24 protein-coding genes are annotated in these 26,978 nt (G+C 76.0%); 5 read left to right on the top strand and 19 right to left on the bottom strand.

From position 1 onward, the window contains the following. Positions 1 to 37: 37 nt before the first annotated feature. On the top strand, positions 38 to 811 hold the full coding sequence (locus ACF1AK_RS14780; protein ID WP_391499457.1) for an ECF subfamily RNA polymerase sigma factor, BldN family: 774 nt from the start codon (positions 38 to 40) through the stop codon (positions 809 to 811). Positions 812 to 1,091: 280 nt separating this feature from the next. Continuing rightward, on the top strand, positions 1,092 to 2,438 hold the full coding sequence (locus tag ACF1AK_RS14775) for a DUF5667 domain-containing protein (protein WP_391499180.1): 1,347 nt from the start codon (positions 1,092 to 1,094) through the stop codon (positions 2,436 to 2,438). Positions 2,439 to 2,509: 71 nt separating this feature from the next. Here ACF1AK_RS14775 and ACF1AK_RS14770 read toward each other — a convergent pair whose 3' ends face one another. The 8 genes from ACF1AK_RS14770 to proC form a co-directional block, all read right to left on the bottom strand. Then, a complete protein-coding gene (locus tag ACF1AK_RS14770) occupies positions 2,510 to 3,523 on the bottom strand; it encodes a lysophospholipid acyltransferase family protein (protein ID WP_391499179.1) in 1,014 nt (337 codons plus the stop codon). A 6-nt stretch (positions 3,524 to 3,529) separates the two neighbouring features. Next, positions 3,530 to 4,627, bottom strand: coding sequence for an NAD-dependent epimerase/dehydratase family protein (locus ACF1AK_RS14765; RefSeq protein WP_391499178.1), 1,098 nt, complete (start codon positions 4,625 to 4,627; stop codon positions 3,530 to 3,532). A 150-nt stretch (positions 4,628 to 4,777) separates the two neighbouring features. Next, complete coding sequence (locus ACF1AK_RS14760; protein ID WP_003948845.1) at positions 4,778 to 4,876, bottom strand: 30S ribosomal protein bS22; 99 nt, start codon at positions 4,874 to 4,876, stop codon at positions 4,778 to 4,780. Between the two features lie 189 nt (positions 4,877 to 5,065). Continuing rightward, positions 5,066 to 5,275 (bottom strand): helix-turn-helix domain-containing protein, encoded by a 210-nt coding sequence (locus ACF1AK_RS14755; protein WP_045937940.1) that lies wholly within the window; start codon positions 5,273 to 5,275, stop codon positions 5,066 to 5,068. 251 nt (positions 5,276 to 5,526) lie between these two features. After that, a complete protein-coding gene (locus tag ACF1AK_RS14750; RefSeq protein WP_391499177.1) occupies positions 5,527 to 6,723 on the bottom strand; it encodes an acetoin utilization protein AcuC in 1,197 nt (398 codons plus the stop codon). Positions 6,724 to 6,794: 71 nt separating this feature from the next. Next, complete coding sequence (locus ACF1AK_RS14745; RefSeq protein WP_391499176.1) at positions 6,795 to 8,021, bottom strand: MFS transporter; 1,227 nt, start codon at positions 8,019 to 8,021, stop codon at positions 6,795 to 6,797. Between the two features lie 204 nt (positions 8,022 to 8,225). Beyond that, positions 8,226 to 8,879: an HAD family hydrolase gene (locus ACF1AK_RS14740; protein ID WP_391499175.1), complete on the bottom strand. Its 654-nt coding sequence runs from the start codon at positions 8,877 to 8,879 to the stop codon at positions 8,226 to 8,228. 31 nt (positions 8,880 to 8,910) lie between these two features. Beyond that, positions 8,911 to 9,738 carry a pyrroline-5-carboxylate reductase gene (gene proC / locus ACF1AK_RS14735; protein ID WP_391499174.1) on the bottom strand — a complete coding sequence of 276 codons (828 nt, stop codon included), beginning with the start codon at positions 9,736 to 9,738 and terminating at the stop codon, positions 8,911 to 8,913. Between the two features lie 190 nt (positions 9,739 to 9,928). Here proC and ACF1AK_RS14730 point away from each other — a divergent pair, with 190 nt between their 5' ends. Further along, positions 9,929 to 10,363, top strand: a complete 435-nt coding sequence (locus ACF1AK_RS14730) for a hypothetical protein (protein ID WP_391499173.1) — start codon at positions 9,929 to 9,931, stop codon at positions 10,361 to 10,363. Positions 10,364 to 10,491: 128 nt separating this feature from the next. Beyond that, on the top strand, positions 10,492 to 11,865 hold the full coding sequence (locus ACF1AK_RS14725; protein WP_391499172.1) for a hypothetical protein: 1,374 nt from the start codon (positions 10,492 to 10,494) through the stop codon (positions 11,863 to 11,865). Between the two features lie 13 nt (positions 11,866 to 11,878). On the opposite strand, the gene ACF1AK_RS14720 is transcribed toward ACF1AK_RS14725, so the two are convergent. From ACF1AK_RS14720 to ACF1AK_RS14680, 9 genes are all read right to left on the bottom strand, one after another. Then, positions 11,879 to 12,406 (bottom strand): hypothetical protein, encoded by a 528-nt coding sequence (locus tag ACF1AK_RS14720; RefSeq protein ID WP_391499171.1) that lies wholly within the window; start codon positions 12,404 to 12,406, stop codon positions 11,879 to 11,881. Positions 12,407 to 12,498: 92 nt separating this feature from the next. Beyond that, entirely contained in the window at positions 12,499 to 14,343 is a 1,845-nt protein-coding gene (ilvD, locus tag ACF1AK_RS14715) for a dihydroxy-acid dehydratase (protein ID WP_391499170.1), read from the bottom strand. A 119-nt stretch (positions 14,344 to 14,462) separates the two neighbouring features. Continuing rightward, positions 14,463 to 15,233 (bottom strand): class I SAM-dependent methyltransferase, encoded by a 771-nt coding sequence (locus ACF1AK_RS14710; protein WP_391499169.1) that lies wholly within the window; start codon positions 15,231 to 15,233, stop codon positions 14,463 to 14,465. A gap of 51 nt (positions 15,234 to 15,284) precedes the next feature. Continuing rightward, positions 15,285 to 16,067: a class I SAM-dependent methyltransferase gene (locus tag ACF1AK_RS14705; protein WP_391499168.1), complete on the bottom strand. Its 783-nt coding sequence runs from the start codon at positions 16,065 to 16,067 to the stop codon at positions 15,285 to 15,287. Positions 16,068 to 16,099: 32 nt separating this feature from the next. Then, the gene (locus tag ACF1AK_RS14700) at positions 16,100 to 16,927 is read right to left on the bottom strand and encodes a sugar phosphate isomerase/epimerase family protein (RefSeq protein WP_391499456.1); all 828 of its coding nucleotides are present in this window, start codon (positions 16,925 to 16,927) and stop codon (positions 16,100 to 16,102) included. A gap of 566 nt (positions 16,928 to 17,493) precedes the next feature. Further along, on the bottom strand, positions 17,494 to 18,456 hold the full coding sequence (locus ACF1AK_RS14695) for a Ppx/GppA family phosphatase (RefSeq protein WP_391499167.1): 963 nt from the start codon (positions 18,454 to 18,456) through the stop codon (positions 17,494 to 17,496). Between the two features lie 179 nt (positions 18,457 to 18,635). Continuing rightward, positions 18,636 to 19,943 carry an SUKH-4 family immunity protein gene (locus tag ACF1AK_RS14690; RefSeq protein ID WP_391499166.1) on the bottom strand — a complete coding sequence of 436 codons (1,308 nt, stop codon included), beginning with the start codon at positions 19,941 to 19,943 and terminating at the stop codon, positions 18,636 to 18,638. 92 nt (positions 19,944 to 20,035) lie between these two features. Next, positions 20,036 to 23,014 carry a toxin glutamine deamidase domain-containing protein gene (locus ACF1AK_RS14685; protein WP_391499165.1) on the bottom strand — a complete coding sequence of 993 codons (2,979 nt, stop codon included), beginning with the start codon at positions 23,012 to 23,014 and terminating at the stop codon, positions 20,036 to 20,038. A gap of 105 nt (positions 23,015 to 23,119) precedes the next feature. After that, positions 23,120 to 23,479, bottom strand: coding sequence for a WXG100 family type VII secretion target (locus ACF1AK_RS14680; protein WP_391499164.1), 360 nt, complete (start codon positions 23,477 to 23,479; stop codon positions 23,120 to 23,122). A 293-nt stretch (positions 23,480 to 23,772) separates the two neighbouring features. Here ACF1AK_RS14680 and ACF1AK_RS14675 point away from each other — a divergent pair, with 293 nt between their 5' ends. Next, positions 23,773 to 24,600: a hypothetical protein gene (locus ACF1AK_RS14675; RefSeq protein ID WP_391499455.1), complete on the top strand. Its 828-nt coding sequence runs from the start codon at positions 23,773 to 23,775 to the stop codon at positions 24,598 to 24,600. A 42-nt stretch (positions 24,601 to 24,642) separates the two neighbouring features. Here the strand turns inward: ACF1AK_RS14675 and ACF1AK_RS14670 are convergent, their stop codons facing one another. Both ACF1AK_RS14670 and ACF1AK_RS14665 read right to left on the bottom strand, forming a co-directional pair. Further along, entirely contained in the window at positions 24,643 to 25,812 is a 1,170-nt protein-coding gene (locus ACF1AK_RS14670) for an NADH-quinone oxidoreductase subunit D (RefSeq protein WP_391499163.1), read from the bottom strand. Then, the gene (locus ACF1AK_RS14665) at positions 25,809 to 26,864 is read right to left on the bottom strand and encodes an SAM-dependent methyltransferase (RefSeq protein ID WP_391499162.1); all 1,056 of its coding nucleotides are present in this window, start codon (positions 26,862 to 26,864) and stop codon (positions 25,809 to 25,811) included. The genes ACF1AK_RS14670 and ACF1AK_RS14665 overlap by 4 nt, the downstream gene beginning before the upstream one ends. Positions 26,865 to 26,978: the final 114 nt, after the last annotated feature.

The raw sequence follows: 26,978 nt of genomic DNA, 5'->3' as shown, positions 1-26,978 counted from the left end.
CACCGGCCTCCGCGGCCGCGGCGCCCCGCCCCGGCAGATCACCACCGGACTGGACCTGCTGCGCAGCCTGCTCCGCAGCCGGCTCGCCGCCACCGCCCAACTGGTGCCCGCCGGAGCCCCGTCCGGTCACGGACCCGCCGCCGGACCGCTGCTGCGCACCACCGCCGCCGGATCGGCCGGCGCCGGCGCGCGCGGCCGCACCGGCACCACCGGCGGGCGCGGCCGGGCCCGCACCACCACCACCGGCCCCGGCTACGAGACCGAGCCCAACCCGGTCATGGAGCTGGTCGAGCGGGCCCAGGCCGGCGAGAGCGAGGCCTTCGGCCGGCTCTACGACCACTACGCGGACACCGTCTACCGCTACATCTACTACCGGGTCGGCAGCCGGGCCACCGCCGAGGACCTCACCAGCGAGACGTTCCTGCGCGCGCTGCGCCGGATCGGCACGTTCACCTGGCAGGGCCGGGACTTCGGCGCCTGGCTGGTGACCATCGCCCGCAACCTGGTCGCCGACCACTTCAAGTCCAGCCGCTTCCGGCTGGAGGTCACCACCGGCGAGATGCTCGACTCCAACGAGTGCGAGCGCAGCCCCGAGGAGTCGGTGCTGGAGTCGCTCTCCAACGCCGCCCTGCTGGAGGCCGTGCGCCGGCTGAACCCGCAGCAGCAGGAGTGCGTCACCCTCCGCTTCCTGCAAGGCCTCTCGGTCGCCGAGACGGCCCGGATCATGGGCAAGAACGAGGGCGCCATCAAGACCCTCCAGTACCGCGCCGTGCGCACCCTGGCCCGTCTGCTCCCGCCCGACGCGCGGTGAGCGGGCGGACGTCCGGGGCAGGCTCCCGGAGAGCGGCAGGCACGACGGGGGGCGGGCCGTCACCTTCCGGGGCGGCCCGACACATCCGGGTGAACGGTCGGTCCGATGATCAGCCGTGCGTAACCGACCGCCCGCACCGCTCGTTGGCCAGCGTGCAAGCCTCCACCAGGCGTACGGTCAAGTCGAATTGCGACCTCTCACCCGATGGAGTGGCATTGGCTTGCCGGGGCAACCGTCCGGCAGGCCGGGGTGTCGACAACGACGAAGGGAGGTGTGGCCCGTGACGGCAAACGTGCTGGAGCACCGGCGGGCGAAGGCCTTCGCCGATGCGCTGGAGGCCCACCAGGCGGAGCAACGCGCTGCCGAGGGTGACGGAACGGCCAACACCGCTGGCGGACACGCCGGTTCGGCCGCGATGGCGGAACTCATCGACACGGTCGGCGCGCTCCGCGCGCTGCCCGCCCCGGAACTCGACCGCGAGGTCCGGGCCGTCCAACGCGCCCAGCTGACGGCCGCGTTCGAGCAGGCCTTCGCGGGCGGCCCGGGCGCGGCGGTGCCGCGGCAGCGCCGCCACCGGACCGTCCGGACCGCGCCGCGCGGACGCTGGAGCCGCCGGTTCGCGATCGGCGGGCTGGTCGCCGGACTCGCCGTCGGCAGCTTCGCCGGCGCCGCGGCCGCCAGCGGCAACGCCCTTCCCGGCGACCCGCTGTACGGCATGAAGCGCGGGCTGGAGGGCCTGCGGCTCAACCTCGCGGGCTCCGACAGCGAACGCGGCGAACTGCTCCTCGACAACGCGGCCACCCGGCTCGGCGAGGCGAGGTCGCTGGTCGGCCGGACCGACGCCGCCGGCGCGCTCAGCCCGGGCACCGTCGACCAGGTCCGCAGGGCCCTGGACGCGATGCACGCCGACGCCCTCAGGGGACGCGACCTGCTGCGCGCGGTCTACCGCAACAACGGCTCGCTCGACCCGATGCGCACCCTGGCCGGCTTCGCCCAGGACGAGGACGGCACCTGGGCCGAGCTCCAGTCCCGGCTCCCGGTCCAGCTCACGCCGCAGGCCCACCTGGTGGACCAGCTCTTCGACGACATAAGCCAGGACGTCGCGCCCCTGCACCTGGCCGAGCAGCCCGCCAAGAGCGGTGCGCCGGCCGGCGGCGGGGCGGGCGGCGGCACCCACGCCCCCGGCACCGGCGGCCCCGGCACGCCGTCCGCCGGGACGGCGCCGGGCGGCAACCCCGCCGCCGAGGGCACACCGGCCCAGGGCGGTGCCACCGGCGGCCCGGCGAACAGCCCCGCCGGCGGCCGGCCGGGCGGCGCCCCGCAGGTCCCGCCGCAGGGCGGCGTCCCCGCCCCGGCGGCCCCCGCGGCACCGCTCCTGCCGCTGCCGAGCGGCCCGGCCAACGTCGTCCCGCCCCCGGTCGGCGGACTCGTCGACGACCTCACCAGCGGGCTCACCGGCGCCAGGCCCTCGCCCAGCGCCGACGCCCCCGCCCCGGCACCGGACCAGCCCCCGGCGCCGTCGGCCGAGGCGCCGCCGAGCGCGAGCGGCGACCCCGCCCAGCAGGGCGTCGAGGTGCCCCCGCTGATCCCGGGCCTGCTGCCCGGTCTGCGGATCCTCGGCGGCTGACCGGACGCGGAGAAGGCACCGGGCCCCGGCGGACACCTCGTCCGCCGGGGCCCGGCCGCGTCCGGCCGCCGTCAGAAGAACACCGACCGCCGCCGCACCAGCAGCTGGTAGAGGGTGTGCTGGATGGTCTCCCGCACCTCGTCGGCCAGGTCGAAGACCAGCATCGGATCGTCCGCCGCCTCCGCGGGGTGCCGGTCCGTGGCGATCGGCTCGCCGAACTCGATGATCCACTTGGTCGGCAGCGGAACCGCCCCGAGCGGCCCCAGCCACGGGAAGGTCGGCGTGACCGGCACGTACGGCAGGCCCAGCAGCCGGGCCAGCGTCCGGAAGTTCCCGATCATCGGATAGGTCTCCTCCGCCCCGACGATCGAGCAGGGCACGATCGGCACCCGCGCCCGCAGCGCCGAGGAGACGAAGCCGCCCCGGCCGAACCGCTGCAGCTTGTACCGCTCGGCGAACGGCTTGCCGATCCCCTTGAAGCCCTCCGGCCAGACGCCGACCAGCTCGCCGCGCTCCAGCAGCGCCTGGGCGTCCTCGTTGCAGGCCAGGGTGTGCCCGGCCTTGCGGGCCAGCTCGTTGACGCCGGGCAGCACGAACACCAGGTCGGCGGCGAGCATCCGCAGGTGCCGGTGGCCCGGGTGGTGGTCGTGTATCACCACCTGGGTCATCAGGGCGTCCAGCGGGATCGTCCCGGAGTGGTTGGCGACGATCAGCGCGCCGCCCTCGGCCGGGATGTTCCCGATCCCGCGCACCTCCACCCGGAAGTACTTCTCCGCCAGCGGCCGCAGCAGCCCGAGCAGCACCTCCTCGGTGAGCTCCCGGTCGAAGCCGAACTCGTCGACCTCGTAGTCGCCGGTGATCCGGCGGCGCAGGAACGCCAGGCCGTCGGCGGCCCGGTCCTCCCAGCCCTTGCCGAACGCCCGGGTCGCGGCGGCGCCGAGCCGGCCGGCCAGCGCACCCCCGACCACGTCGGCGACCCGGTCGGCGAGCCCCGGACCGCCGGCCGGCGGCTCGCTCCAGCTGGGCGCGGACTCGATCGGGATGACCTTCGCCTCGCCCGGCGCGTTCTCGGCGGCGGCACTCATGCGGGTTCAGCTCCTGGGTCGGTACGGGCGGGCGGTGGCGCCGCCGGGCCCGGCCAGCAGCGCGGCCAGGCCGTCGGTGACGGCGGTGAGCCGCTGCGGGGGCAGCAGGCCGGGCGACTGCGCGGCGGCGAAGTCCGCGAAGGCCTCCGGGGTGGTGAACGCCGGACGGTAGCCGAACGTCTCGCGCAGCCGCGCGGTGTCCACCACCCGGCCGTGGGTCAGCAGCCGCAGCTGCTCGGGCGAGACGTCCACCAGCCGGGTCTGCCGGGCCAGCCCGGCCATCCAGCTCACCGCGGGCAGCAGCAGCGGCAGGGTCGGCCGGCCGAGCCGGCGGGCGCACTGGGAGAGCAGCAGCACGCCCTCCCCCGCGACGTTGAGGGTGCCGGTGTTCACGGTGCCCGGCGCGGCCGGGAAGGAGGCCCGGCAGAGCACCTCCACCACGTCGTCCTCGTGCGCGAACTGCAGCCGGGGGTCGTAGCCGAGGACGGTCGGCAGCACCGGCAGCGCGAAGTACTCGCCGAGCGGGGTGTCGGCGCCCGGGCCGACGATGTTGGCGAACCGCAGCACGGTGACCGCGACGTCCGGGCGGCGCCGGGCGAAGCCCCGGACGTAGCCCTCCACCTCGACGGCGTCCTTGGCGAAGCCGCCGCCCGGCAGGACCTTCGGCTGGGTCCGCTCGGTGAACACCGCCGGGTCGCGCGGCGCCGAGCCGTAGACGCCGGTGGTCGACTTCACCACCAGCCGCCGCACCCCGGCCGCCTTCTGGCAGGCGCCGAGCAGCTGCATGGTGCCGATCACATTGGCCTCCTTCACCGCCGAGCGGTGGGTGGAGCCGAGACCGGTGGCACTGACCGCGAGGTGGACGACCGTGTCGACGCCGTGCTCCGCGATCACCCGCGACACGGCGGGGCGGCGCAGGTCGAGCTGGTGGAAGCGGTACGGCGCGGCGGGCCCCTCCGGCTCCGCGAGCGCGCGCAGCGCCGCCGGCGGCGGCTGCACGTCCACGCCGACCACCAGGTCCACGCCGGGGCGGCGGCGCAGCTCGGCGGCGAAGCGGGCACCGAGGTGGCGGGCCACGCCGGTGACGAGCACGACCGTTCCCACAGCGCTGCACCCCATTCCTCGGCCCGGGAGACCTGCGTGCACCGTACCGCGCCCGCGCGGCGGGCCGGGAAACGACACCGCCCGCCCGGGCCACGAGGGCCTGGGCGGGCGGTGCGAAGCGCTGGGCGCGCGAGGCGCGGCCGGGGGCGCTTACTTCTTGTTGCGACGCTGGACGCGCGTGCGCTTGAGAAGCTTGCGGTGCTTCTTCTTGGCCATACGCTTGCGACGCTTCTTGATGACAGAGCCCACGGAACAACCCTCGCTCACTGAGACTCTCGCCCGTGAGAGACGGAGTCCATACGACTGACGGAGGGCCTAGCCTACATTCCACACGCCCAGGGCCGTAATCGCGCTCCCCGGGGCGGGCGAACACCAGGCGAATCCGGGGCGAACGGATACGGGGTCCACCGTGGTGGACCCCGTACCCGGCCGGCCGGCCTACGCGCTTTCGAGCCGCACGTAGGACTCCTTGAGGTACTCGTGCACTGCCTGCTGGGGCACCCGGAACGAGCGGCCGACCCGGATGGCGGGCAGCTCACCGCTGTGCACCAACCGGTAGACCGTCATCTTGGAGACCCGCATGACCGCGGCCACCTCGGCCACGGTCAGGAAGACGACGTCCTGCAAGGGGCGTTCGCCGGAACTCATGACCATCACCCGACCCTTACCCGTGTGCAAGGCACCGGCTTCCCCTCCGGTGACTCCACCGGCACACGTGTATCCCCAGAGTAGTTATGGGTGGTACCAGTGGGAAGAGGGGGAAGCGCAGTCCTCGTACGGTGAGGGATAAGCCGGTTGCAGTACGTAGCCGATCGGCGGTCTGCACTAGTCGGCGTGCGCACGGAACGCGACCGGGCACCAGGTCTTCACAAACGGGGGCACCGGTTCGGCGGCCCGGATCAGGGCATCAGGCCGTGGTGCGGCAGGACGGCGCGGCGGGTGGCCAGGATCGCCTGGTCGAGCCGGTCCGCCGGATCGTATCCCGCGTCGAAGTCGCGCCAGACCGGCCGGGCGCCGTCGGTCATCCGCAGCGGAGCCGGTCGGCGGGTGCGCCGGTAGACCTCGGCGCGCCAGGACTCCGGGGTCTCGGTGGCCGGGTCGACGGGGCGGCCGGCCGCGGTGGCGACCAGATGGGTCCAGGTGCGCGGGACGACGTCGACGACGGCGTAGCCGCCCCCGCCGAGGGCGAGCCAGCGGCCGTCGGCGTGCTCGTGGGCCAGCGCGTGCAGCTCCTGGGCGATGGCCCGCTGGGCGTCCACGGTGACCGCGAGGTGGGCGAGCGGGTCCTCCAGATGGGTGTCGGCGCCGTGCTGGCTGACCAGGACCTGCGGGCGGAAGGCCGCGAGCAGCTCGGGCACCAGGGCGTGGAAGGCGCGCAGCCAGCCGGTGTCGCCGGTGCCGGCCGGCAGCGGGAGGTTCACCGCGGAGCCCTCGGCGCCGGGGCCGCCGGTCTCGCTGGCCCAGCCGGTCTGCGGGAAGAGGGTGGCGGGGTGCTCGTGCAGGGAGACGGTGAGCACCCGGGGGTCGTCCCAGAAGGCGGTCTGGACGCCGTCGCCGTGGTGGACGTCGACGTCGACGTAGGCGACCCGCTCGGCGCCGAGTTCGAGCAGCCGGGCGATGGCGAGCGCCGGGTCGTTGTAGACGCAGAAGCCGGAGGCGCGGTCGGGCATGGCGTGGTGCAGTCCGCCGGCGAAGTTGACGGCGTGCGGGGTCTCGCCGCGCCAGACGGCCTCGGCGGCGGCGACGGACTGGCCGGCGATCAGCGCGGAGGCGGAGTGGACGGCGGGGAAGGACCAGTTGTCGTCGGTGCCGAGGCCGTGCCGCGGGTCCTGCCGCTCGGGGTGGGCGGCGGCGTACTTGACCGCCTCGACGTACTCCGCGGTGTGCACCAGGCGCAGGGTGGACTCCCCGGCGGGCGGGGCGGAGCGGAGGGTGACCCCCGGTCCGGCGGCGAGGCCGAGGTCCTCCACCAGGCGCATGGTGAGCGCCAGCCGGGTCGGGTCCATCGGGTGGCCTGGGCCGAAGTCGTAGGCGGTGACCGCCTCGTCCCAGAAGAGGTGCAGGCCGCAGGAGGGGTCACGCTCGGCTTCGGGCATGGCCTCCACCGTAGCGGGTGGGGGCGGCGCGGCCCGGCAACGGGTCCTTGGACGCCGGTCGTACGGGCCGGTCAGACCTGGTCGCGGACGGCCGCGCGGGCGGGGACGGGGGCCGCCTGGGCGGGGGCGAAGCGGTCGGCGAGCGGGAGGACGGCCAGCACCAGGAGCATCGGCGCGAGCAGCGCCCAGCGGTAGGAGCTCGCGTCCGCCAGCGCGCCCACGAGGGGCGAACCCAGCAGGAAGCCCACGTAGTTGAACAGGTTGAGCCGGGCCACCGCGGCGTCCGGGCCGGCCGGGAAGAGCCGGCCGCCGGCCGCGAAGACCTGCGGGATGATCGCGCAGATCCCCAGACCCAGCACGGTGAAGCCGGCGATCCCGGCCCAGGGGCCCGGTGCGGCGGCGGCCACCGCGAAGCCGAGCGCGGCCAGCGCGGCGCCGGCGCGCACCACCGGCACGGCGCCCCAGCGCTGCACGGCGCGGTCCCCGAGCGCCCGGCCGAGCAGCATCGCCACCATGTAGCCGAGGTAGGAGAGCTTGGCGACGTCCTCGGGGCTGTCCAGCCCGTCGGTCAGGTACTTGACGCTGTAGTTGGAGACCGAGGCGTCGGCGATGTAGGCGAAGGCCATCGCCAGGCAGAGCGGCAGCAGCGGGCGCCAGGGAACGGCCCGGGCGGCGGCCTCGGCGGCCTCGGCGACCTTCCGGACGCCGTCGCCGAGCTCGGCGGGCCCGGCGAGGAAGGGGCCGGCCAGCAGCGCGAGCGGGGCGATCACCGCGGCCGCCGTCCCGAACAGCACCGGCAGGCCGAGGCCGTCGTGCGCGCCGAGCCCGGCGGCGGCCGCGCCGAGGATGCCGCCGAGGCTGAACGCCGCGTGGAAGCCGAGCATCACGGAGCGGCCGTAACGGTGCTGGAGGCCCACCCCGAGCATGTTCATGCTGGCGTCCAGCGCACCGACCAGCAGCCCGAACGCACCCAGGGCGAGGGCCAGTTGCCAGAGCGCGTGGCCGAGGCCGACGGCGGCCAGGGTGACGCAGACGGCCGGCTGGACCACCCGTAGCACGGACCGTGCGCCGGTGCGGCGGACCAGCCACTCGGAGGCGGCCGACCCCGCCCCGGCCAGGACCGGCACCGCGGCCAGGAAGAGCGGCAGCAGGGCGTCGCTCAGCCCGTACCGGTCCTGGATCTCCGGGATGCAGGTGACCAGCAGGGCGAAGGTGACGCCCTGGAGCAGGAAGCTCGCGGCCAGCCCGGCCCGGCCGGCCCGGAGCCGGGGTGTGACGACGGGACCCTCGGTACGCACATGCACCTCACTACTGGCCGGTACGGCGGTGGTGAGGCGAGAGCGTACGGCCGGACGGCCGCTTCCGGGAGGGGGTGTGCACGCGGGACGCCGCCGGCCGCGGCGCGCGGCCGGCCTGCGGCGTCGTCCGCCGGGTCGCCCCGGCCCTCGGCCGCCGCCGCGCGGACCCGGGGCCGGTGCCCCGCGCCGGGGCCGTCCGTGCGCTCAGCCGAGCAGGGCGGGGACCTCGTCCAGGCCGGCGATCAGGCCGGTGGCGCCGGCGGCGGTCAGCTTCGCCGGGTCGGTCAGCGCGGTGTAGCCGTAGACGTCCATGCCCGCCGCGCGGGCGGCGAGCACGCCGTTGGGGCTGTCCTCCAGCACCAGGCAGGCCGCCGGGTCCACGCCGAGGGTGCGGGCCGCGTGCAGGAAGAGGTCCGGCGCGGGCTTGCCCACGCCGACGTCCTGGGCGCTGAAGATCCGCTCCTCCGCGAGGTGGCCGCGCAGGCCGGTGACGTCCAGCGCGGCGCGGATCCAGCTGTGGTGGGCGGAGGAGGCCAGGCAGTAGGGCACGGCGCGCCGCTGGAGCTCCTTCAGCAGCGCGTCGGCGCCCCGGACGGGGGCCAGGCCGGTGGCGAAGGCGTCGAAGACCCGGGCGTGGAAGGCGTCGTCGAAGCCCTCGGGGAGCCGGGCGCCGTCGTACCGCTCGGCGATCACGTCATGCACCCGGTGGGCGGCGGTCCCCATGAAGTCCCGGTAGGAGTCCTCGGTCGTGGTCGGGTAGCCCAGTTCGGTGAGGTACTCGGCCAGCAGCCGGTTGGAGAGCGGTTCGCTGTCCACCAGAACGCCGTCGTTGTCGAAGATCACCAGCTCGTAGCTCATGCGTTCGACCCTATCGGCCCGGTCGCGGCGGTCACTTGCCGCCGGAGGCCAGCTCCCGGGAGCGGTCCCGGGCCGCCTCCAGGGCGCCCAGCAGGGCCGCCCGCACCCCGTGGTTCTCCAGCTCGCGGATGGCCGCGATGGTGGTGCCGGCCGGCGAGGTGACCGCCTCGCGCAGCTTCACCGGGTGCTCGCCGGAGTCCCGCAGCATGACCGAGGCGCCGATCGCCGACTGCACGATGAGGTCGTGGGCCACCTGCCGGGGCAGGCCGAGCAGGATGCCGGCGTCGGTCATCGCCTCGACCAGGAAGTAGAAGTACGCCGGGCCGGAGCCGGAGAGCGCGGTCGCCGCGTCCTGCTGCGACTCGGGCAGCCGCAGCGCCTTGCCGACCGAGCGGAAGATCTCCTCGGCCCGCTCCAGGTGGGCCTCGGTGGCGTGCGACCCGCCGGAGATCACGCTCATGCCCTCGTCGACCAGGACGGGCGTGTTCGGCATCACCCGGACCACCGGGGTACCGGTCGCCAGCCGGGCCTCGAACCAGGCGGTGGGGATGCCGGCCGCCGCCGAGATCACCAGCCGGTCCGGGGCGACGTGCGGCGTCAGCTCGTCCAGCAGGGTGCCCATGTCCTGCGGCTTCACCGCGAGGATCAGGGTGTCGGCGAGCTTGGCGGCCTCGGTGTTGCCCACCACGCCGACCCCGTACCGGGCGGCCAGTTCGGCCGCCCGCTCCGGGCGGCGGGCGGTCACCAGGACGTCCGCGGGGTCCTTGCCGGCCCGCAGCAGACCGGAGAGCAGGGCCTCCCCGATCTTGCCCGTGCCCAGGAAGGCGATCTTCTGTCCGTGCGCCGCGCTGCTGGTCATGGCCGCTCCTTGCCTCCGGTGCCGCGTCCCCGTACCGCGCCCATCCTCGCACCGCGCGAGGGGCGCGGGCGGCAGCGTCCACTCTGCGGGCACGGCCCGGCGGGCACGGCCCCTAGGGCGAAACTCCGGGATCTCCCCTATGGCCCGGGGGTGGGCGCGGGCGCACCGTGGAGTCATGGCACACGGAGAGATGTCCCGACGTGAGAACCGGCAGGTCGCCGTCGCCGCGGCGACCCTGGGACCGTGGCGGACGGCCGCGGGAGTCGGTGCGGTGGTGGGGGCGACGGACCTGGTGATCGATCTGATCGACGGGCACTGGTCGCTGAGCATGCTGGCCGGTCCGGCCGGCTGGGGCCTGTTCTTCTTCTTCCTGGTCGGCACCGTCGGCGCCCGGCTGCGCCGGGAGGGCAGCGACCGGCGGCTGCAGCAGTGGGCGAACGAGCACCCGTGGCAGGCGGCGCTCCCGGCGGGCGGCGGGCTGCTGGTGCTGACCATGCTGGCGCAGCTGTTCCTCGGTGACGCGGGCGTGGTCGAGGCGTTCTTCGAGTCGCTGTTCCCGGCCGTCGCGCTGGTGACCGTCGCGGGCGTGGTCGGCTCGGTGAAGAAGGCCCGCGGCACGGGCTGACGGGGGCTCGGCGGCGGTCGGCCGGGTGGGGGACGAATCCGTCCCGATCCCCCCACACCGCCGGGGCGTTCACCTGGCAGTGCGGCCCCGATCGAAAGCGTGTCACCCCGCGTCGGCATACTGGCGCGATGCCGATCGCCGAAGATCCAGAACCGCGCCCGTCCGAGGGCCGGGAACCGGACGGGAAGGACCCGTCCGGGCCGGACGGGAAGGACCCGTTCGCCGACCTCGTCCTCGACGAGGAGTTCGTCCAGGGCGCCTCCGTCAAGGAGCAGGCGGGCCGCACCCGGATGCTCGCCGCCCAGTGGAAGCACACCCCGCCGGTCGACCCGGGCGGCCGCCGCTCGGTGAACGACGGACCGCCGAAGAAACGGTTCGCCCGCAGGGGCCGGCCGGTCGACGCCTTCGGCAACCCGAGGCCGCGCCGTTCCCTGGAGTGGCGCACGCCGCTGTTCGTGGTGCTGGCCGTCGTCCTGGTGCTCGCCGCGCTGAACATCGACGGGCTGCGGCACTGGTACTCGACCCGCTTCGGCGACGGCTCCGGCGGCACGTCCACCGCCTCCGCCCCGGCGCCCACTGTCGCGCCGGAGACGGCCCGCCCGACCGGCGCGCCGTCGGCGGCGGCCGAGCAGCGCCCGACCGTCGACCACCCGTGGGCCGGCTCCCCCGCCGAGGGGTGGCCGACCAGCATCGCGGTGTTCACGCCCCGGGAGACCCCCGGCGCCATCGGGGTGTTCACCGCCGAGCAGGTCGCCGAGCAGGTCGAGCTGGTGAAGCAGTACCTGGCGGCGGCCAACCTGGACCCGGCGGTGGTGGCCGGCGGGCGTCCGACGGCCGCGCTGGCGATGCTGGACGCCGACGAGCAGAACTCGGCCGTCAAGGCGCTCGCCAAGCCGTCCGCCGAGAACGATCCGACGAACTGGTTCTCCCGCTTCGACCCGGCCGAGGCGATCCCGGTCGACGGCACCGTGAAGCTGCAGGGCATGCTCACGGTCGAGGGCGACGGCGAGAAGGGCGTGCTGGTGCACGCGGACTTCACCTACGTGTACGCGCTGCGGCCGGGTCCGGAGGCCGCCGAGCGGGCCGCCTCGCCCAAGCCGAAGCCCACCCCCCGGCCGTCCACGCCGGGCGGCGGCGGTGGCAACGGCGGCGCGAACGGGGGCGGCGGCACGGCCAGGCCGGTCGGCTGGACGGTGCCCGCCGCCGATGTCGCCGGGGACACCTGGACCGCCCGCACCGTGGTCCGCAAGGTGGAGACCTTCCGGTTCTACGACCCGAAGCAGTACGACGTGATCCCCAAGAAGCTGAACATCACCACCAGGTCCGAGATCGGCAACAGCGCCTGCGACGTCTACGACGGCTATCTGCACCCGCAGTTCGACCAGTTCGCCGCCGTCTCCGGCCCCGAGCCGGCGCCCAGCGGCACCGCCAGCGACCCGTACGACCGCAGCAAGGACCTGTCGGAGAGCGGCGGCGAGTGCGGAACGGTGACCCGCAGCTGACCGGGGGCCGGCCTCAGCGCCTGCGCCTGGCCCGGCCCGGCGTCCTGGCGCCGGGCCGGCCGCTGCGGCCCGCCTGCCGGCGCTCGTGGCGGGCGAGCTCCCGCTCGTAGCGGGCCCGCCGGACGGCCTCGCCCGGGGCCTCGCGCAGACTGCGGACGAAGTAGGCGAGCAGGGAGCCGACCCCGCCGATGATCCAGACCACGCCGAGCGACTTCTCCTCGGCCATCCAGCCGGTCAGGCTCTCCTTGCCCTCGGTGAGCAGCTTCCAGGTGCGCAGCGCGGCGAGCATCGAGCAGATGCCCACGGCGGCGACCAGCAGCCCGTTGAGGAACCCGCCGTTGTCGGCGATCCGGATGCCGTCGACGGCGAAGCGCAGCACGAGGGCGGCGGCCGCGGCGGCGAGCAGGGCGCCGGCCGGGACGAGGACGCGGCGCAGCCGGTAGTCGCCGCCGCGCTCGACCCAGCTGGTGCCGAACCAGCGGATCGGCTCCGGCTCGGGGGCGCCTGCGGGCTGGGCGGAGGGGCTCGGTTCCTGGGTCACGGGTCCGATTATCCCCGGTGGGCGCGAACGCCGGAGGAGCCGTCCCGGTGGCCGGGACGGCTCCTCGTGTCGCTGCGGGGGCGCGGCCGGGGTCAGCCGAGCTTGCTGACGTCCCGCACGGCGCCCTTGTCGGCGGAGGTGGCCATCGCGGCGTACGCGCGCAGGGCCTGGCTGACCTGGCGGTCGCGGTTCTTCGGCCGGTAGCCGTCGGCGGCCTCCAGCGCCCGGCGCCGCTCCTCCAGGACCTCGGCGGGCACCTCCAGGGAGATCCGCCGGCCCGGGATGTCGATGGCGATGGTGTCGCCGTCCTCGACCAGGGCGATGGTGCCGCCGGACGCGGCCTCGGGGGAGGCGTGGCCGATGGACAGGCCCGAGGTGCCGCCGGAGAAGCGGCCGTCGGTGACCAGCGCGCAGGCCTTGCCGAGGCCGCGGCCCTTGAGGAAGGAGGTCGGGTAGAGCATCTCCTGCATGCCGGGGCCGCCCTTGGGGCCCTCGTAGCGGATGACGACGACGTCGCCCTCCTTGACCCGCTTGGCGAGGATCGCCTCGACCGCGTCCTCCTGGGACTCGACGACGACGGCCGGGCCGCTGAACGTCCAGATCGACTCGTCGACGCCGGCCGTCTTCACGATGCAGCCGTCCTCGGCGAGGTTGCCGTACAGCACGGCGAGGCCGCCCTCGACGGAGTAGGCGTGCTCGACGCTGCGGATGCAGCCCCCGGCGGCGTCGGTGTCCAGCGACTCCCAGCGCTCGGACTGCGAGAAGGCCTCGGCGGAGCGGACGCAGCCGGGGGCGGCGTGCCACAGCTCGACGGCCTCGGCGGAGGGCGAGCCGCCGCGGACGTCCCAGGTCTTCAGCCACTCGGCGAGCGAGTCGGCGTGGACGGTGTGGACGTCCTCGTTGAGCAGCCCGCCGCGGTACAGCTCGCCGAGGATGGCCGGGATGCCGCCGGCCCGGTGCACGTCCTCCATGTAGTACGAGCCGTTGGGCGCGACCTTGGAGAGGCAGGGCACTTTGCGGGAGACGGCGTCGATGGCCCGCATGTCGAAGTCCAGCTCGGCCTCCTGGGCGGCGGCGAGCAGGTGGAGGATGGTGTTGGTCGAGCCGCCCATGGCGATGTCGAGGGCCATGGCGTTCTCGAAGGCCGCGCGGGTGGCGATCGAGCGGGGCAGGACGGAGTGGTCGTCCTGGCCGTAGTGGCGGCCGGCGATCTCGACCACGGTGCGGCCGGCCCGCTCGTAGAGGGCGCGGCGGGCGGTGTGGGTGGCGAGCACGGAGCCGTTGCCGGGCAGCGAGAGGCCGATCGCCTCGGTGAGGCAGTTCATCGAGTTGGCGGTGAACATGCCCGAGCAGGAGCCGCAGGTCGGGCAGGCGTTCTCCTCGATGATCGCGATGTCCTCGTCGGAGACGTTCTCGTTGACCGCCTGGGAGATCGCGTCGACCAGGTCGAGCTTGCGCACGGTGCCGTCGACCAGGGTGGCCTTGCCGGCCTCCATCGGGCCGCCGGAGACGAAGACCGTCGGGATGTTCAGGCGCAGCGCGGCCATCAGCATGCCGGGGGTGATCTTGTCGCAGTTGGAGATGCAGATCAGCGCGTCGGCGCAGTGCGCGTTGACCATGTACTCGACCGAGTCGGCGATCAGGTCGCGCGAGGGCAGCGAGTAGAGCATGCCGCCGTGGCCCATCGCGATGCCGTCGTCGACGGCGATGGTGTTGAACTCGCGGGGGATGCCGCCCGCCTCCTTGATCGCCTCGGAGACGATCCGGCCGACCGGCTGGAGGTGGGTGTGGCCGGGGACGAACTCGGTGAAGGAGTTGGCGACCGCGATGATCGGCTTGCCGAAGTCCTCGCGGGCTACGCCGGCGGCCCGGAGAAGCGCCCGGGCGCCTGCCATGTTGCGACCGTGGGTGACCGTACGGGACCTCAGCTCGGGCACTGTGCTCCACTCCTTCGGAGGCTGGCTGGCGGCCCCGGTCGTTCGGAGGGTGCGGGGCCACTGTGTCCGTCGAGCCTACGCCCGCCGTCCCGGCGGCGGACGCCGCGTCCGCGATGCGGTCAACCGGGGACGACCGCCAGGGTCAGGTCGAGGAGGTACGGCACGGTGATCCGGCCGTCCGGGAACTCGGCCCGGAGCGCCTCGCGCTCGCCCTCCAGCACCGCTCGGCGCCGGTCCGCGTCGAGGACGGCGACGTAGGAGCGCGAGGAGAGGTCGGTGACCAGGTCGTCGACGGTGGTCCGGCGCTCCCAGCGGAGCACGGTGGCGACGGGCTCCAGACCGAGGCGGCGCCACTGCTCGCCGGCCGTCTCCAGTTCGTCGAACTGGCGCACCGCCCCGGGCAGCAGCGCGCGTTCCCGGTCGCCGGCGGCCCGGACCCAGGGCTCCTCCTGGTCCATCACGTTCCACCAGGCGGCGAGGGCCCCGCCGGGCCGCAGCACCCGGACCGCCTCCGGCACGGAACGCCCGGGATCGGTCCAGTGAAAGGCCTGGGCATAGGTGACGAAGTCCACCGAGTCGTCGTGGAAGGGCAGATCGTCACCACTGCCCCGCACCAGCGCCAGCCCCGGACCGGACGCCAGGAACTGCGCCGCCATCCCCGCACTCGGCTCCACCCCCACCACCTCGGCCCCCCGCGCGGCCAGCAACCGGGTCGAGATCCCGGTACCCGCCCCCACATCCAGCACCCGCGCCCCCCGCAGACCCCGCCCGGAAAGCCGCTCCACCTCGTCGAACAACTCCTGCGGATACGACGGCCGCGCCCGGTCGTACTCCGCCGCCACCCCACCGAACGACTCCGCGAGCGTGCGGAACTCCTGCCCGTCCGTCATGTTCCCTCCCCGGCACGGCCGTTCACGTCGGAGGTCAGCGTACGCGGGCGGTCAGGCCGGGGTCAGGGCCACCGTGAGGTCCAGCACGTACGGCTCGACCACCCAGCCGTCCGGGAACTCCGCCAGCAGGGCCTCGCGCTCGACGGCCAGCAGCGGCCCGCGCTGTTCCGGGGTGAGCGCGGCGAGGTAGGAGCGCGAGGAGAGGTCGGTGATCAGGTGGTCGACGGTGACCCGGCGCTCCCAGTGCAGCACGGACTTCCCCGACCGCAGCCCGTACGGGGCGAGGTGGGAGGCGATCTCCTTGGTGGCGCTGTAGTGGTGGTACGTGGCGGGCAGCGCGGCGGCGAGCCGCTCGCCCATCGCCCGCACCCAGGTGACGCCGCTGTCCTTCACGTTCCACCAGACGGCGAGGGCCCCGCCGGGCCGCAGCACCCGGACCGCCTCCGGCACGGAACGCCCGGGATCGGTCCAGTGAAAGGCCTGGGCATAGGTGACGAAGTCCACCGAGTCGTCGTGGAAGGGCAGATCGTCACCACTGCCCCGCACCAGCGCCAGCCCCGGACCGGACGCCAGGAACTGCGCCGCCATCCCCGCACTCGGCTCCACCCCCACCACCTCGGCCCCCCGCGCGGCCAGCAACCGGGTCGAGATCCCGGTACCCGCCCCCACATCCAGCACCCGCGCCCCCCGCAGACCCCGCCCGGAAAGCCGCTCCACCTCGTCGAACAACTCCTGCGGATACGACGGCCGCGCCCGGTCGTACTCCGCCGCCACCCCACCGAACGACTCCGCGAGCCCGCGGAAGTCGCTTCCGTTCCCGTTCCGGTCCGCCATGTCTCCCCCTGAGTCCGGCAGTTCGTGTGCTGTCAGCGTACGCGCGCGGGGGTGGCCAGGTGCAGACGGGTGAAGGCGAGCGCCTCGGCGAGGTCGGCCTCGCGTTCGGCGGGCGACGCGGCCCGGCGGGTGTTGACCTCCAGCACCACGTGACCGTCGAACCCGGTCCGGGCGAGGTGTTCCAGCAGCTCGGCGCAGGGCTGCTTGCCCCGGCCGGGGATGAGGTGCTCGTCCTTGCCGGAGCCCGAGCCGTCCGCCAGGTGGACGTGGGCGAGCCGGTCCCCCATCCGGTCGACCATCGCGAAGGCGTCGACCCGCGAGGTGGCGACGTGCGAGAGGTCAATGGTGAAGTGCCGGTACTCCTCGTCGGTGACGTCCCAGCCCGGCGCGTAGGCCAGCACCTCGCGGTCCTTGTAGCGCCACGGGTACATGTTCTCGACGGCGAACCGGACGTCGCTCTCCCCCGCCATCCGGTGGATGCCCTCGACGAACTCCCGGGCGTACTGGCGCTGCCAGCGGAACGGCGGGTGGACGACGACCGCGCTCGCGCCGAGCTTCTCGGCTGCCGCCCGGGCGCGGACCAGCTTGGTCCACGGGTCGGTGGTCCACACCCGCTGGGTGATCAGCAGGCACGGCGCGTGCACGGCGAGGATCGGCATGCCGTGGACGTCGGAGAGCCGGCGCAGCGCCTCGATGTCCTGGCTGACCGGGTCGTTCCAGACCATGACCTCGACCCCGTCGTAGCCGAGCTTGGCGGCGAGCTCGAAGGCGATCGCGGTGTTGGCCGGGTAGACCGAGGCGGTGGAGAGGGCGACCTTGGTCTCCGGGATGTGCAGGGTGGGGTGCGCGGGCAGCACCAGGCGGTCGGTGGTGCGCAGCAGCGGGGGCCGGGCGGCGGCCTGACGGGCGGCCTTGACGGACTTCACCGACTGGACGGCGGCCTTGGCGGCGCCGGCCGCCCGGGCGGTGCGGGTGCTGCGGGCGGGCTGGGCGGCGGGGGCCTCGGCGGCGGCCGGCCCTCCGGCCGCCCTGCCCGCCGCCTCTGCCGCGGGCTCTTCCGACGACTTTCCTGCCGACTTTCCTGCCGCCTTCCGCGCCGGCTTTCCCGCCGACCGGGTGGCGGCCTTGCGGGCCGCCTTCTCGGCGACCCCGCCGGCGGCCTCCCGGGCGGCCTTGCCGAGCTTGCGGGGGCGGGCGGGCCCGGCGGCGGGGGCGGCCCGGTCGGCCGGGCGGGCCGGCCCGTCCGGCTCGGCGCGGCGCGGGGTGTCCGGCCGCGGCTGCCCGTCCTCGGGAGCGCGGCCCTCCCGCGTTCCGTCCTCGTCCGCTGGGTGCGCCACGGGAGACAGCGTAAGCGGACGGCGCCCGGAACGGGGAGCGGGCCGGTGCCCGCCCGGCCGCCCCGGACGCCGTCGGTCAGCGGGCGGCCTCAGGGAGTGAGGGCGGGCCGGCGGCGGTCGGCGGCGTTGTCCATGGCGTCCAGACGGCGCAGGATGATGCCCTCGCGCAGCGCCCAGGGACAGACGTCCAGCTCGTCGAGCCCGAAGAGGTCCATCGCGGCGTCGGCGACCAGCGCGCCCGCCAGCAGCTGCTTGGCGCGCCCCTCGGAGACGCCGGGGATCTGCGCCCGCTCGGCGACGGTCATCGCGGAGAGCCGGGGCAGCCAGGCGGCGAGGTTGCTGCGGGTGAGCCGGCGGTCCGCGTACGGGCCGGCGTCGGCCGGGGCGGCTCCGGTCATCCGGGCGAGCTGCTTGAAGGTCTTGGAGGTGGCGACCGCGTGGTCCGGGGCGCCGAGCCGGGAGATCTCGCCGACGACGGTGGCGATCTCGGCGCGGATGTGCCGCCGGAGCCCGCGCAGCTGCTCGGGGTCGGCGACGTCGCCGGGCAGCCAGCGGGCGGTCAGCCGGCCGGCGCCGAGCGGCAGCGAGCAGGCGGCGTCCGGCTGCTCGTCCAGGCCGCAGGCGATCTCCAGCGAGCCGCCGCCGATGTCGAGGTTGAGCAGCCGGCCGGAGGACCAGCCGAACCAGCGACGGACCGCCAGGAAGGTCAGCCGGGCCTCGTCCTGACCGGAGAGCACCCGCAGCTCGACGCCGGTCTCCTCGGCGACCCGGCGCAGCACCGCCTCGCCGTTGGCGGCCTCGCGCACGGCGGAGGTCGCGAAGGGCAGTATGTCGACCACGCCCTTGTCCTCGGCGACCCGCAGCGAGGAGGCGACCATGCCGATCAGCCGCTCGACGCCGGTCTCACTGATCGCACCCTGCTCGTCGAGGAGTTCGGCGAGCCGCAGCTCGGCCTTGTGGGAGTAGGCGGGCAGGGGGGCGGCGCCCGGATGGGCGTCCACCACGAGGAAGTGGACCGTGTTGGAACCTACGTCGAGAACACCGAGTCGCATAACTCTCCACGCTACGCGATCCCGGGCCGGAGGAGACCGGCCGTGCCGCTGTTTCTGCTGGTCCGGGCACTGATCGCGGCTCCGCGGGGCGGCCGGGGGCCGGTCCGGCGGCACCGTTCGAACAGTATTCGGACGGCGTTGTTCCGTCGTTCACCCGGACGGCCCGGCGGGCGGGCCGGTCAGAGCAGGCCGTCCCACAGCTGCTCGACGATCACCGCCCACCAGTTCTCCGGGTCGGCGAAGACCTCCGGGTCCACCGCCGCGAGGGCGTCCTGCAGTTCGGCGACGGCCGCCCCGGCGGCCTGCGGGCCGAGCCCGCGCAGACCGGGCAGCCGGCCGGCGAAGACGTCGAGGGAGCTCACGAAGGCGGCCGGCGAGGCGTTGCAGTGGCGGGCCGTGGCGTGGTCGGGGTCGACGGCGCGCACGGCGCCGCAGGCGGTGTCCAGGGTGATCAGCGCCCAGCCGTCCGTGCCGAGCACCACCTGCGGGGCCAGCGCCCGGCGCTCCCGCTCGGCCACCCGGGTACCGCGGCCCACCGCCGCCAGGTGGTCGGCGACCGGCGGGAGCACGGTCCGCGGGCGGGCGCCGTCGTGGGCCGCGCCGCCGACGACCGGCTCCGGGCGCGGGTCGTGCAGGGCGAAGTAGCCGTCGACGCGCGTCGGCACGCCGACCGTCAGCAGCACCCGGGCGTCCTCGGCCAGCAGGCCGGCGCGGGCAAGGTCCGCCGGGGCGAACCGGCGGACGCCGTCCGGCCCGAAGCGGGCCGTCAGCCGCTCCGCCAGCGCGTGCCCGGCCTCGGCGGGCGGCCGCGGGACGGCGCGCGGGAACGGCACCCGGTTGCGGGCCGGACCGTCCCCCTCCTCCTGCGGCAGCGCGCGCACGGCCGCCGCCCGGTGGTCGAAGCGCGGGCCGTACGGCAGGTCGGACTCCAGCCGCACGCCGGGCAGTTCGGCCGCCAGCGCGTGCGCCCAGTAGCCGCCCGGCAGGGCGCTCAGCCGCAGGTCGGTGCGGACGGCGAGCACGTCCTCGGGCCGGACGCCCTGCTCGCGCAGCCACCACCAGCCGCGCAGCGCCGGGTGCGCGAGGCCCGGCGCCGAGCGCAGGGCCAGCACCCGGCGCTCGCCGCCCGGGTCACGGTAGGTCAGTTCGGCGCGGGTGCCGCGACCGGTCGCGGGCGGCCGGGCCGGGTCGTACCCGCCCGCGCCGACGAAGTCCCGGTAGAGCCGGACCACGTCGGGCACCGGGACGGACGGCCAGACGGTGAACCGGCCGTCCGCCCGGTCCACCACGGCGCAGGCCGCCCCGATCTCCTCGGGTGCGCGCCGTTCCCCGGTCAGCGGGTCCACCCCGACCGGCGGGGGCTCGGCCCAGACCACCCAGCCCAGCTCGAACTCGTGCGACCGGACCCGCCGGGCGCCCGCCGCCGGCAGGTCCCCGTTGATCCACCGATGCGCCGCCTCGATCGCCGCCGCCCTCGTCACCGCCACCGCGGCCACCTCCACTCGCTCACTGCTCGTCCCTTGCGCCGATTCTGTGGACCGGTCCGCGTCCGACCCCGCGGCCGGGGACCGTCCCCCGGTCAGGGGGCGGGGGCGAGGAGGTCCAGGGGGCGGCCCTCGGGGGCGAGGGCGATGGCCCACAGACCGTGGTCGGCCGGGTGGAGGGGGGCCGGGCCCCGGCGGCCCGCCTGGTGGTCGAGGTAGGTCACGGTGTCCCGGTGGTTCACCGCGTTCCAGGCGTGCGGGCGGCCGAAGGCGTCCAGGGTGAGCAGCACGGCCTGGGCGCCGTGGCCGGCCCGGCGCAGTTCGCCCGCGAGGCGGGCGAAGGCCCGGTCGCCGTCGCCGAGGTCGCGGAACGGCGCGCCGAGTTCGCGCTCGGCGCGGTCGCGGCCGCCGCGCTCGCCCGCGTCCCCCTCGGTGGGGATCCGCGGGGCGGCGCAGGTCGGCCGGCCGGTGAAGGTGTCGACGGCACAGAGGGCGATCTCCAGGCTGTTGTTGGCCCGCCCGGGTTCGCGGTAGCCGCCGTCGTTGACCACCTCGGTCCAGCCGCCCTCGCCCGGATCGGGGTGACGCGCCGGCAGGCCGTCGGCGTCCCGGGGGGCCCGGCGTTCGATCTCGCGCTGGTGCTCCGGGTCGACCGGGCCGAGCCCGCCGGGCAGGCCGGTCGGGCGGCTGTCCGCGATGGTCCGCAGCCGGACGACGGGCCCGCCCGCCACGCCGTCCCCGCGCAGCGCGCGCATGGCCAGGTGCAGGGCGGTCGCGTGCGCGGTGGCCACCGGCACCGCGCCCCAGGCGAGCGCGGACTGGCCGTCGGCGGACGCCGCGTCCGCCCGGCGGCGGTGCGGGTGGTGGCCGTCCGGGTGGTCGTCGGACCGCCCGGGCACGGGAGCGGGGCCGGTTCCGGGGGCGGGCACGGGTGCGGGAGCAGGCGCGGGCGCCGCACCCGCGCCCGGCCCGATCGACGGCGGGACCGCCGGGGGCGGAGGCACCGGCAGCGGCACCGGCAGGACGGCCGGGTGGGCCGCCCCCGGCCCGGCCCCGGCCCCGGCGCGCGGGGCCGGGGCAGCCGGGGAGGCGGGGGCGGATCCGGGCGCCGGGGAGGCGGGTGGCGGCGGGGCCGCCGGGGCGCCCGCGCCGATCCCGCTGCCGAACGGGGCCGGGCCGTGCGCACCGGACGCTCCCGGCGCCGCCGCCGGGCCCGCGCCCGCGGCCAGCGGTCCGGGCCCGACCGCACCGCCGCCACCGGCGCCCGGCGGCGCGGTGAACGGCGCGGCGTAGGAGCCGGGGTGGGCGGTGAGGTGCGGCGCGGCCGTCCAGCCGCCCGCCGCCGGAGCCGGCGCGGGCGCGGGGGCGGGCACCGGGGCCGCGAGGTCGTGGCCGGTGACGGGCGGGGGCGCGGGTGGCGCGAGCACCGAGTCGGTCCGCACGGTGACCGGACCCGCGGCGTGCCCCCCGCCGCCCCCGCCGGGCAACGGACTCGGCGGGGACGGGGACGGGGGCGAGGGCGCGGCGGCCGGCGGCAGCAGGTAGTCGCCGTCGGCCGCGCGCGGGTGCCCGGCCGAGCCGCCGCCGCCCGCTCCCCCGCCCCCGTCGGCGTGGTGGACGGGGGTCGGCCCGGACCCGGCCGCAGTCCGGTCCCCGCCGCCACCGCCACCGCCGCCGGAAGGACCTCCGGCCCCGGACCCGCCGGCCGGAGCGTCCGCGGAGCCCGCCGGCCCCGGCCGGGGCCCGTGCCCGCCCGGACCGGGACCGCTCACCCCGTCCTCGTCGCCCCGACCGCCGCCGAACGCCCCCGGGGCCCCGGCCCCGGGCACCGCGTCCACCCCGGCCGCCACCGCCGTCACCGGCCCGCCCCCGCCGGCCCGGTGCCCCTGGCCGTCGCCGTCCGCGCCGCCCTCAGCCCCCGGACCACCGGCGCCGTGGCCGTGCCGCCCGTCCCCCTCCCCCGGTCCGGGCGGCGGCCCGGGCAGCGGCCCCGACGGCGAGCCCGCCAGCGGCACGCCCGTGATCTCCCGGCCGTCCTGTCCGGTCAGCACCGGCTGCCCGTCCTTGCCCAGCACCGGCTGCCCGTGCGCGTCCAGCTTCACGGCCAGGTCCTCCACCCCGACCACCGGACGGCCGTCCGCCCCGGGCACGACGACCAGGCCCCCGGCGTCCGCCACCGGGGTGCCGTCGGCCCGCAGGATGACCGGGTCGCCGTGCTCGTCCAGCACCGGCCGCCCGGCCCCGTCCAGCTTCACGGCCAGCCCGGGCACGCCCACCACCGGCCGGCCGTCCTGCCCGAGCACCACGGCCAGCCCCGTCCCGCCGGGGCCGCCGAGCACCCCCGGCTCGCCGAGCACCGCGGGCAGTCCGGCGGCCACCGGGTCGAAGGCCCCGGCGACGCCGCCCGGGTACCCGGCCGCCCGCACACCGTCGGCGCCGGGCGGCGCCAGCCGCAGCAGCGCGACCACGGCCGGCTCCCGCAGCGCGGCGCCCAGGCCGTCCTTCATCGCCCGGCCGAGTTCGTCGAGCAGTCCGCCGATCCTCAGCCCGGCGGCCTCGACGGCGGCGGCCGCCACCGCCCGCGCCGTCCGTTCGGCGGCCGCGTCGACGCTCTGCCGCACCGCGTCGAACACTCCGCCCGGGCCCGGACCCGGCGTGGCCGGCGCCTTCGACGCGGCCGCCCGGGCCACCGCCTCCTCGGCCTGCTTCAGTTCGGCGGCCAGCTCCCGCAGGGCGGCGATGATGTCGGCCTTGGCGGAGTCGACGGCGCGGGCGGCCGCGTCGAAGGCGCCGGCGACCAGCCCGGCGGCGGAGTGCGCGTCGTCCAGGTGCCCCTTGCCGCCGCCGCGGAACGCCTGCCAGTAGGCGGCGAAGGCCTCGACGGCCCGGCCGGAGTTGTCCCCGGTGACGCGCCGCACGGCGTCACCGCCGCGCCTGGCCAGCCGGTCCGCCTCGGTGCCGAACTCGCGCCAGAGCCCGGCCGCCCTGCGCAGCCCCTCCTCGTCGGCCAGCGGCCACCGGTGGCCGGTCCGGGCCAGCACCGGGACGAGTTCCTCGGGCAGTTTCCGGGACACGTGTCTCCCCCTTCGACGGACAGGCCCTGCGCGACCGGGCGGTGCTCCGCCCCGGGGGAAGGACGCGCGCCGGGCCCCGAACGGTGCGCGCGTCCGCCGCCGGCGTCAGGCCGGCCGGTCCTTGCCGGTGCCGCGCCCGCCCGGCGCACCGCCGGCGAAGCCGCTCGCCACCGAGGTGTCGGCGTCGGCGGTCCGCTCGGCCATGCCGTGCAGGCCCGTGCCGACCGCCCCGAGCCGCCCGGCCAGCCCGCGCAGCCCGCCCACCAGCGCGCCGTGCGCCTCCCGGTAGGCGGCGGCGAACCCGCTGCCCGGGGCGTCCGCGCCCCACGGGCTGCCGAGGGCGGCGAGCCCCTGCTCCAGGGCGGTGGCGGCCTTCCCGAAGTCCGCCGAGATCCGCTCGAACTCCCGACCCTCGCCGTGCAGTTCCCACGGCTTGATGACGAACTCGCTGCTGCCGCCGGCCATCGCGGACCTCCCCGTGTGCTGGACCGGCAGCCATCCTAGGGCCGCCCCCGCCCCCGCCCGGCGTGCGCCGACGGGCCCTTCACCCCGCCTTCACCGCGGCCCCGCACCCGCCGCGGCCGGGCGCCGGGCGGTGAACTCGTCGTGGACCCGGCGGCCACGGTCGGTTCGCCGCCGCGCGAAGGCTCTACCCTTGCCGAGTGGCAGCAGCAGACACGTCCCAGCACAGCGGCAGCACCTCCCCGGGCAAGAAGGCCAAGCGGAAGGCCGGCGCCCCGGCCGCCGTCGACCTCGCGATGCCGGTCCTCCGCTCCGAGCTCCGCCCCGAGGTCCCGCTCGACTTCCCGCGTGCCTGGGTCGAGTTCACCGACCCGGACGACGAGGAGCAGGTCTTCCGCTGCGACCTGACCTGGCTGACCTCCCGCTGGTCGTGCATCTTCGGCCAGGGCTGCCAGGGCATCCGCGAGGGCCGGGGCGAGTCCGACGGCTGCTGCACCCTGGGCGCGCACTACTCGGACGAGGACGACGAGAAGCGCGTCACCGGCCACGCGGCCCGGCTGACCCCCGAGCTGTGGGAGAACCACGCGCACGGCACCGACGCCAAGGGCCGGATCAGGACCGACGGCGGCATCACCATGCTCGACGAGGACGGCGACCGCCAGACCCGGCGGGTCAACGGCGCCTGCATCTTCGTGAACAGCCCCGGCTTCGCCGGCGGCGCGGGCTGCGCCCTGCACGCGCTCGCGCTCAAGGAGGGCCGCGAGCCGCTGGAGACCAAGCCGGACGTCTGCTGGCAGCTGCCGGTGCGCCGCACCTACGACTGGATCGACCGCCCGGACGACACCCGCTACCTCCAGGTCACCATCGGCGAGTACGACCGGCGCGGCTGGGGCCCGGGCGGCCACGACCTGCACTGGTGGTGCACCGGCAGCCCGGACGCCCACCAGGGCGCCGACCCGGTCTACGTCAGCTACCGCCCGGAGCTCACCGAGCTGATGGGCCCGGCCGCGTACCGGGTGCTGGCCGGGCTCTGCGAGGAGCGGATCGCCACCAAGGGCGACCGGAAGGTGGCCCCGCACCCGGCCGACCCGGCGAAGAAGCCCAAGCGGCCGAAGGACGCGTAGCGCCGAGGGGGCGGGCGGCCCCGCCCGCCCCCTCGCCCGTCCTCACTTGTCGATGTCGCCGACGACGAAGAACATCGAGCCCAGGATCGCCACCATGTCGGCGACCAGCGTCCCCGGCAGCAGTTCGGTGAGCGCCTGGATGTTGTTGAACGACGCCGAGCGCAGCTTGAGCCGCCACGGCGTCTTGTCGCCGCGCGACACCAGGTAGTAGCCGTTGACGCCGAGCGGGTTCTCCGTCCAGGCGTAGGTGCTGCCCTCGGGGGCCTTGAGCACCTTGGGCAGCCGCAGGTTGACCGGCCCGGGGGCGAGCTCGGCCAGCTGGTCCAGGCAGGCGTCGGCGAGGTCCAGCGCGTTGACCGTCTGCTCCAGCAGGCACTCGAAGCGGGCCAGGCAGTCGCCCTCCTCCCGGGTGACCACGGTGAGCACCCGCCGCAGCTCCTCGGAGCCGTACGCGAGGTAGGGCTCGTCGCGGCGCAGGTCGAAGTCCAGGCCGCTGGCCCGGGCGATCGGGCCGCTGACGCCGTACGCCTCGGCCTGCGCCTTCGTGAGCACGCCGACCCCGGCGGTGCGGGCGCGGAAGATCTCGTTGCCCAGCACCAGCTCCTCGAAGACCGGCAGCTGGGAGCGGACCACGGCGACGGCGGCGCGGACCCGGCCGAGCCAGCCGGCCGGGAGGTCCTCCTTCAGGCCGCCGACCCGGTTGAACATGTAGTGCATCCGGCCGCCGGAGGCCTCCTCCAGCACGTGCTGGAGGTCCTCGCGGCCGGTGAAGGCGTGGAAGATCGGGGTGATCCCGCCCAGCTCCAGCGGGTAGGAGCCGAGGAACATCAGGTGGTTGAGGACGCGGTTCAGCTCGGCCAGCAGGGTGCGGATCCACACCGCGCGCTCCGGCACCTCCATGCCGAGCATCCGCTCGACGCCGAGCACCACGCCCAGCTCGTTGGAGAACGCCGACAGCCAGTCGTGCCGGTTGGCCAGCATGATGATCTGCCGGTAGTCCCGGGCCTCGAAGAGCTTCTCGGCGCCCCGGTGCATGTAGCCGATCACCGGCTCGGCGGCGACGATGCGCTCGCCGTCCAGCACCAGCCGCAGCCGCAGCACGCCGTGGGTGGCCGGGTGCTGCGGGCCGATGTTGAGCACCATGTCGGTGGCGCCCGCCTCGCCCGTGAAGTTCTCGGCTCCCGCCCCGATGCCGACCGTGGTCTCCCTCATGGGGTCAGAGTCTGCCATCCCGGCAGCGCCTCCAGGCTCGCCGGTACCGGCATGCGGACGGTCTGCGCGAGCCAGCCGAACGCGCCGAGACCGGCCGGGTCGGTGAGCTCCGCCCCCTCGCCGGCGCCGGTGAGGGCCCGCAGGTAGCCGGCCGGGTCGGTCGAGGCGAGGGCGAGCGCCGGCCTGGCGCCGCTGACGCCGAGCGCCCGCAGCGCCTCCCGCTGCGTCGTCCACAGGCTGTGGAGACCGGGGACGGCGACGGCGTCCAGTGCGACGTGCGCGGTGACGTCGCAGGAGCCGTCGGGCACCGGCGCCACCTCGCGGCCGGCCCGGAAGCCGGTGCGGGTGGGGAACGGCGGGCGGCGGTCGGCGGTGTGCCCGTAGTCGGCGGCGACGGCGAGCCCGCGCTCCAGCCCGGCCACCGCATGCGCCCAGGCGGCGTCCCGGGGGGTGCCGAACTCGGTGAAGTCCCCGGGGTGTTCGGCCGGCCACCAGCGCGCGGCCCAGGCGGCGTCGGCGGCGTCGACCGGCGCGCCGAGCCGCTCCTCGCCGGTCGCGGTGTCCACCTCCAGGTAGCGCAGCAGCCCGTCCTCGCCGACCTCGCCGGTGTCCAGCGGCACGTTGTCCAGCCACTCGTTGGCGAACAGCAGCCCGGTGACGCCGCGCGGCACCGCGTCCGTCCACACCGCCGCGGCCCACCGCCGCTCCGTCCACAGCCCTGTGGACGGAGCGGCGGGCGGCAGCGGCGGACGGTCGGCGAGCTCCACCGCGTACACCCGCAGCCGCTCCCCCACCGCCTCCGGCAGCTGCGCCAGCACCCCGGCGACCAGCTCGCCCCGCCCGGCCCCGACGTCCACGAACGCCAGCTCCTCCGGACGGCCGAGTGCCGCGTCCACCTCAAGGAGCAGCCGGGCCACCGCCCGGGCGAACAGCGGCGAGGCGTGCACCGAGGTGCGGAAGTGCCCGGCGGGGCCCTCCGGCCTGCGGTAGAAACCGGTCTCGGGTCCGTAGAGGGCGCGCTCCGTCGCGGGCGCCCACCGCATCCAGGTCATGGGGCGGGACGCTACACACCCGGTCCGTACCCGCCCAATCCGTACGGCAGCGGTACGCCCCCCTCTCCGACCTAGGGAGTAGGACGGATCGCTCTCCCGGCGGACCTGGGAACA

Source organism: Kitasatospora sp. NPDC015120 (genome assembly GCF_043080305.1).
In the GTDB taxonomy this organism is placed as follows: domain Bacteria; phylum Actinomycetota; class Actinomycetes; order Streptomycetales; family Streptomycetaceae; genus Kitasatospora.
This window is presented reverse-complemented; position numbering and strand designations above follow the sequence as displayed.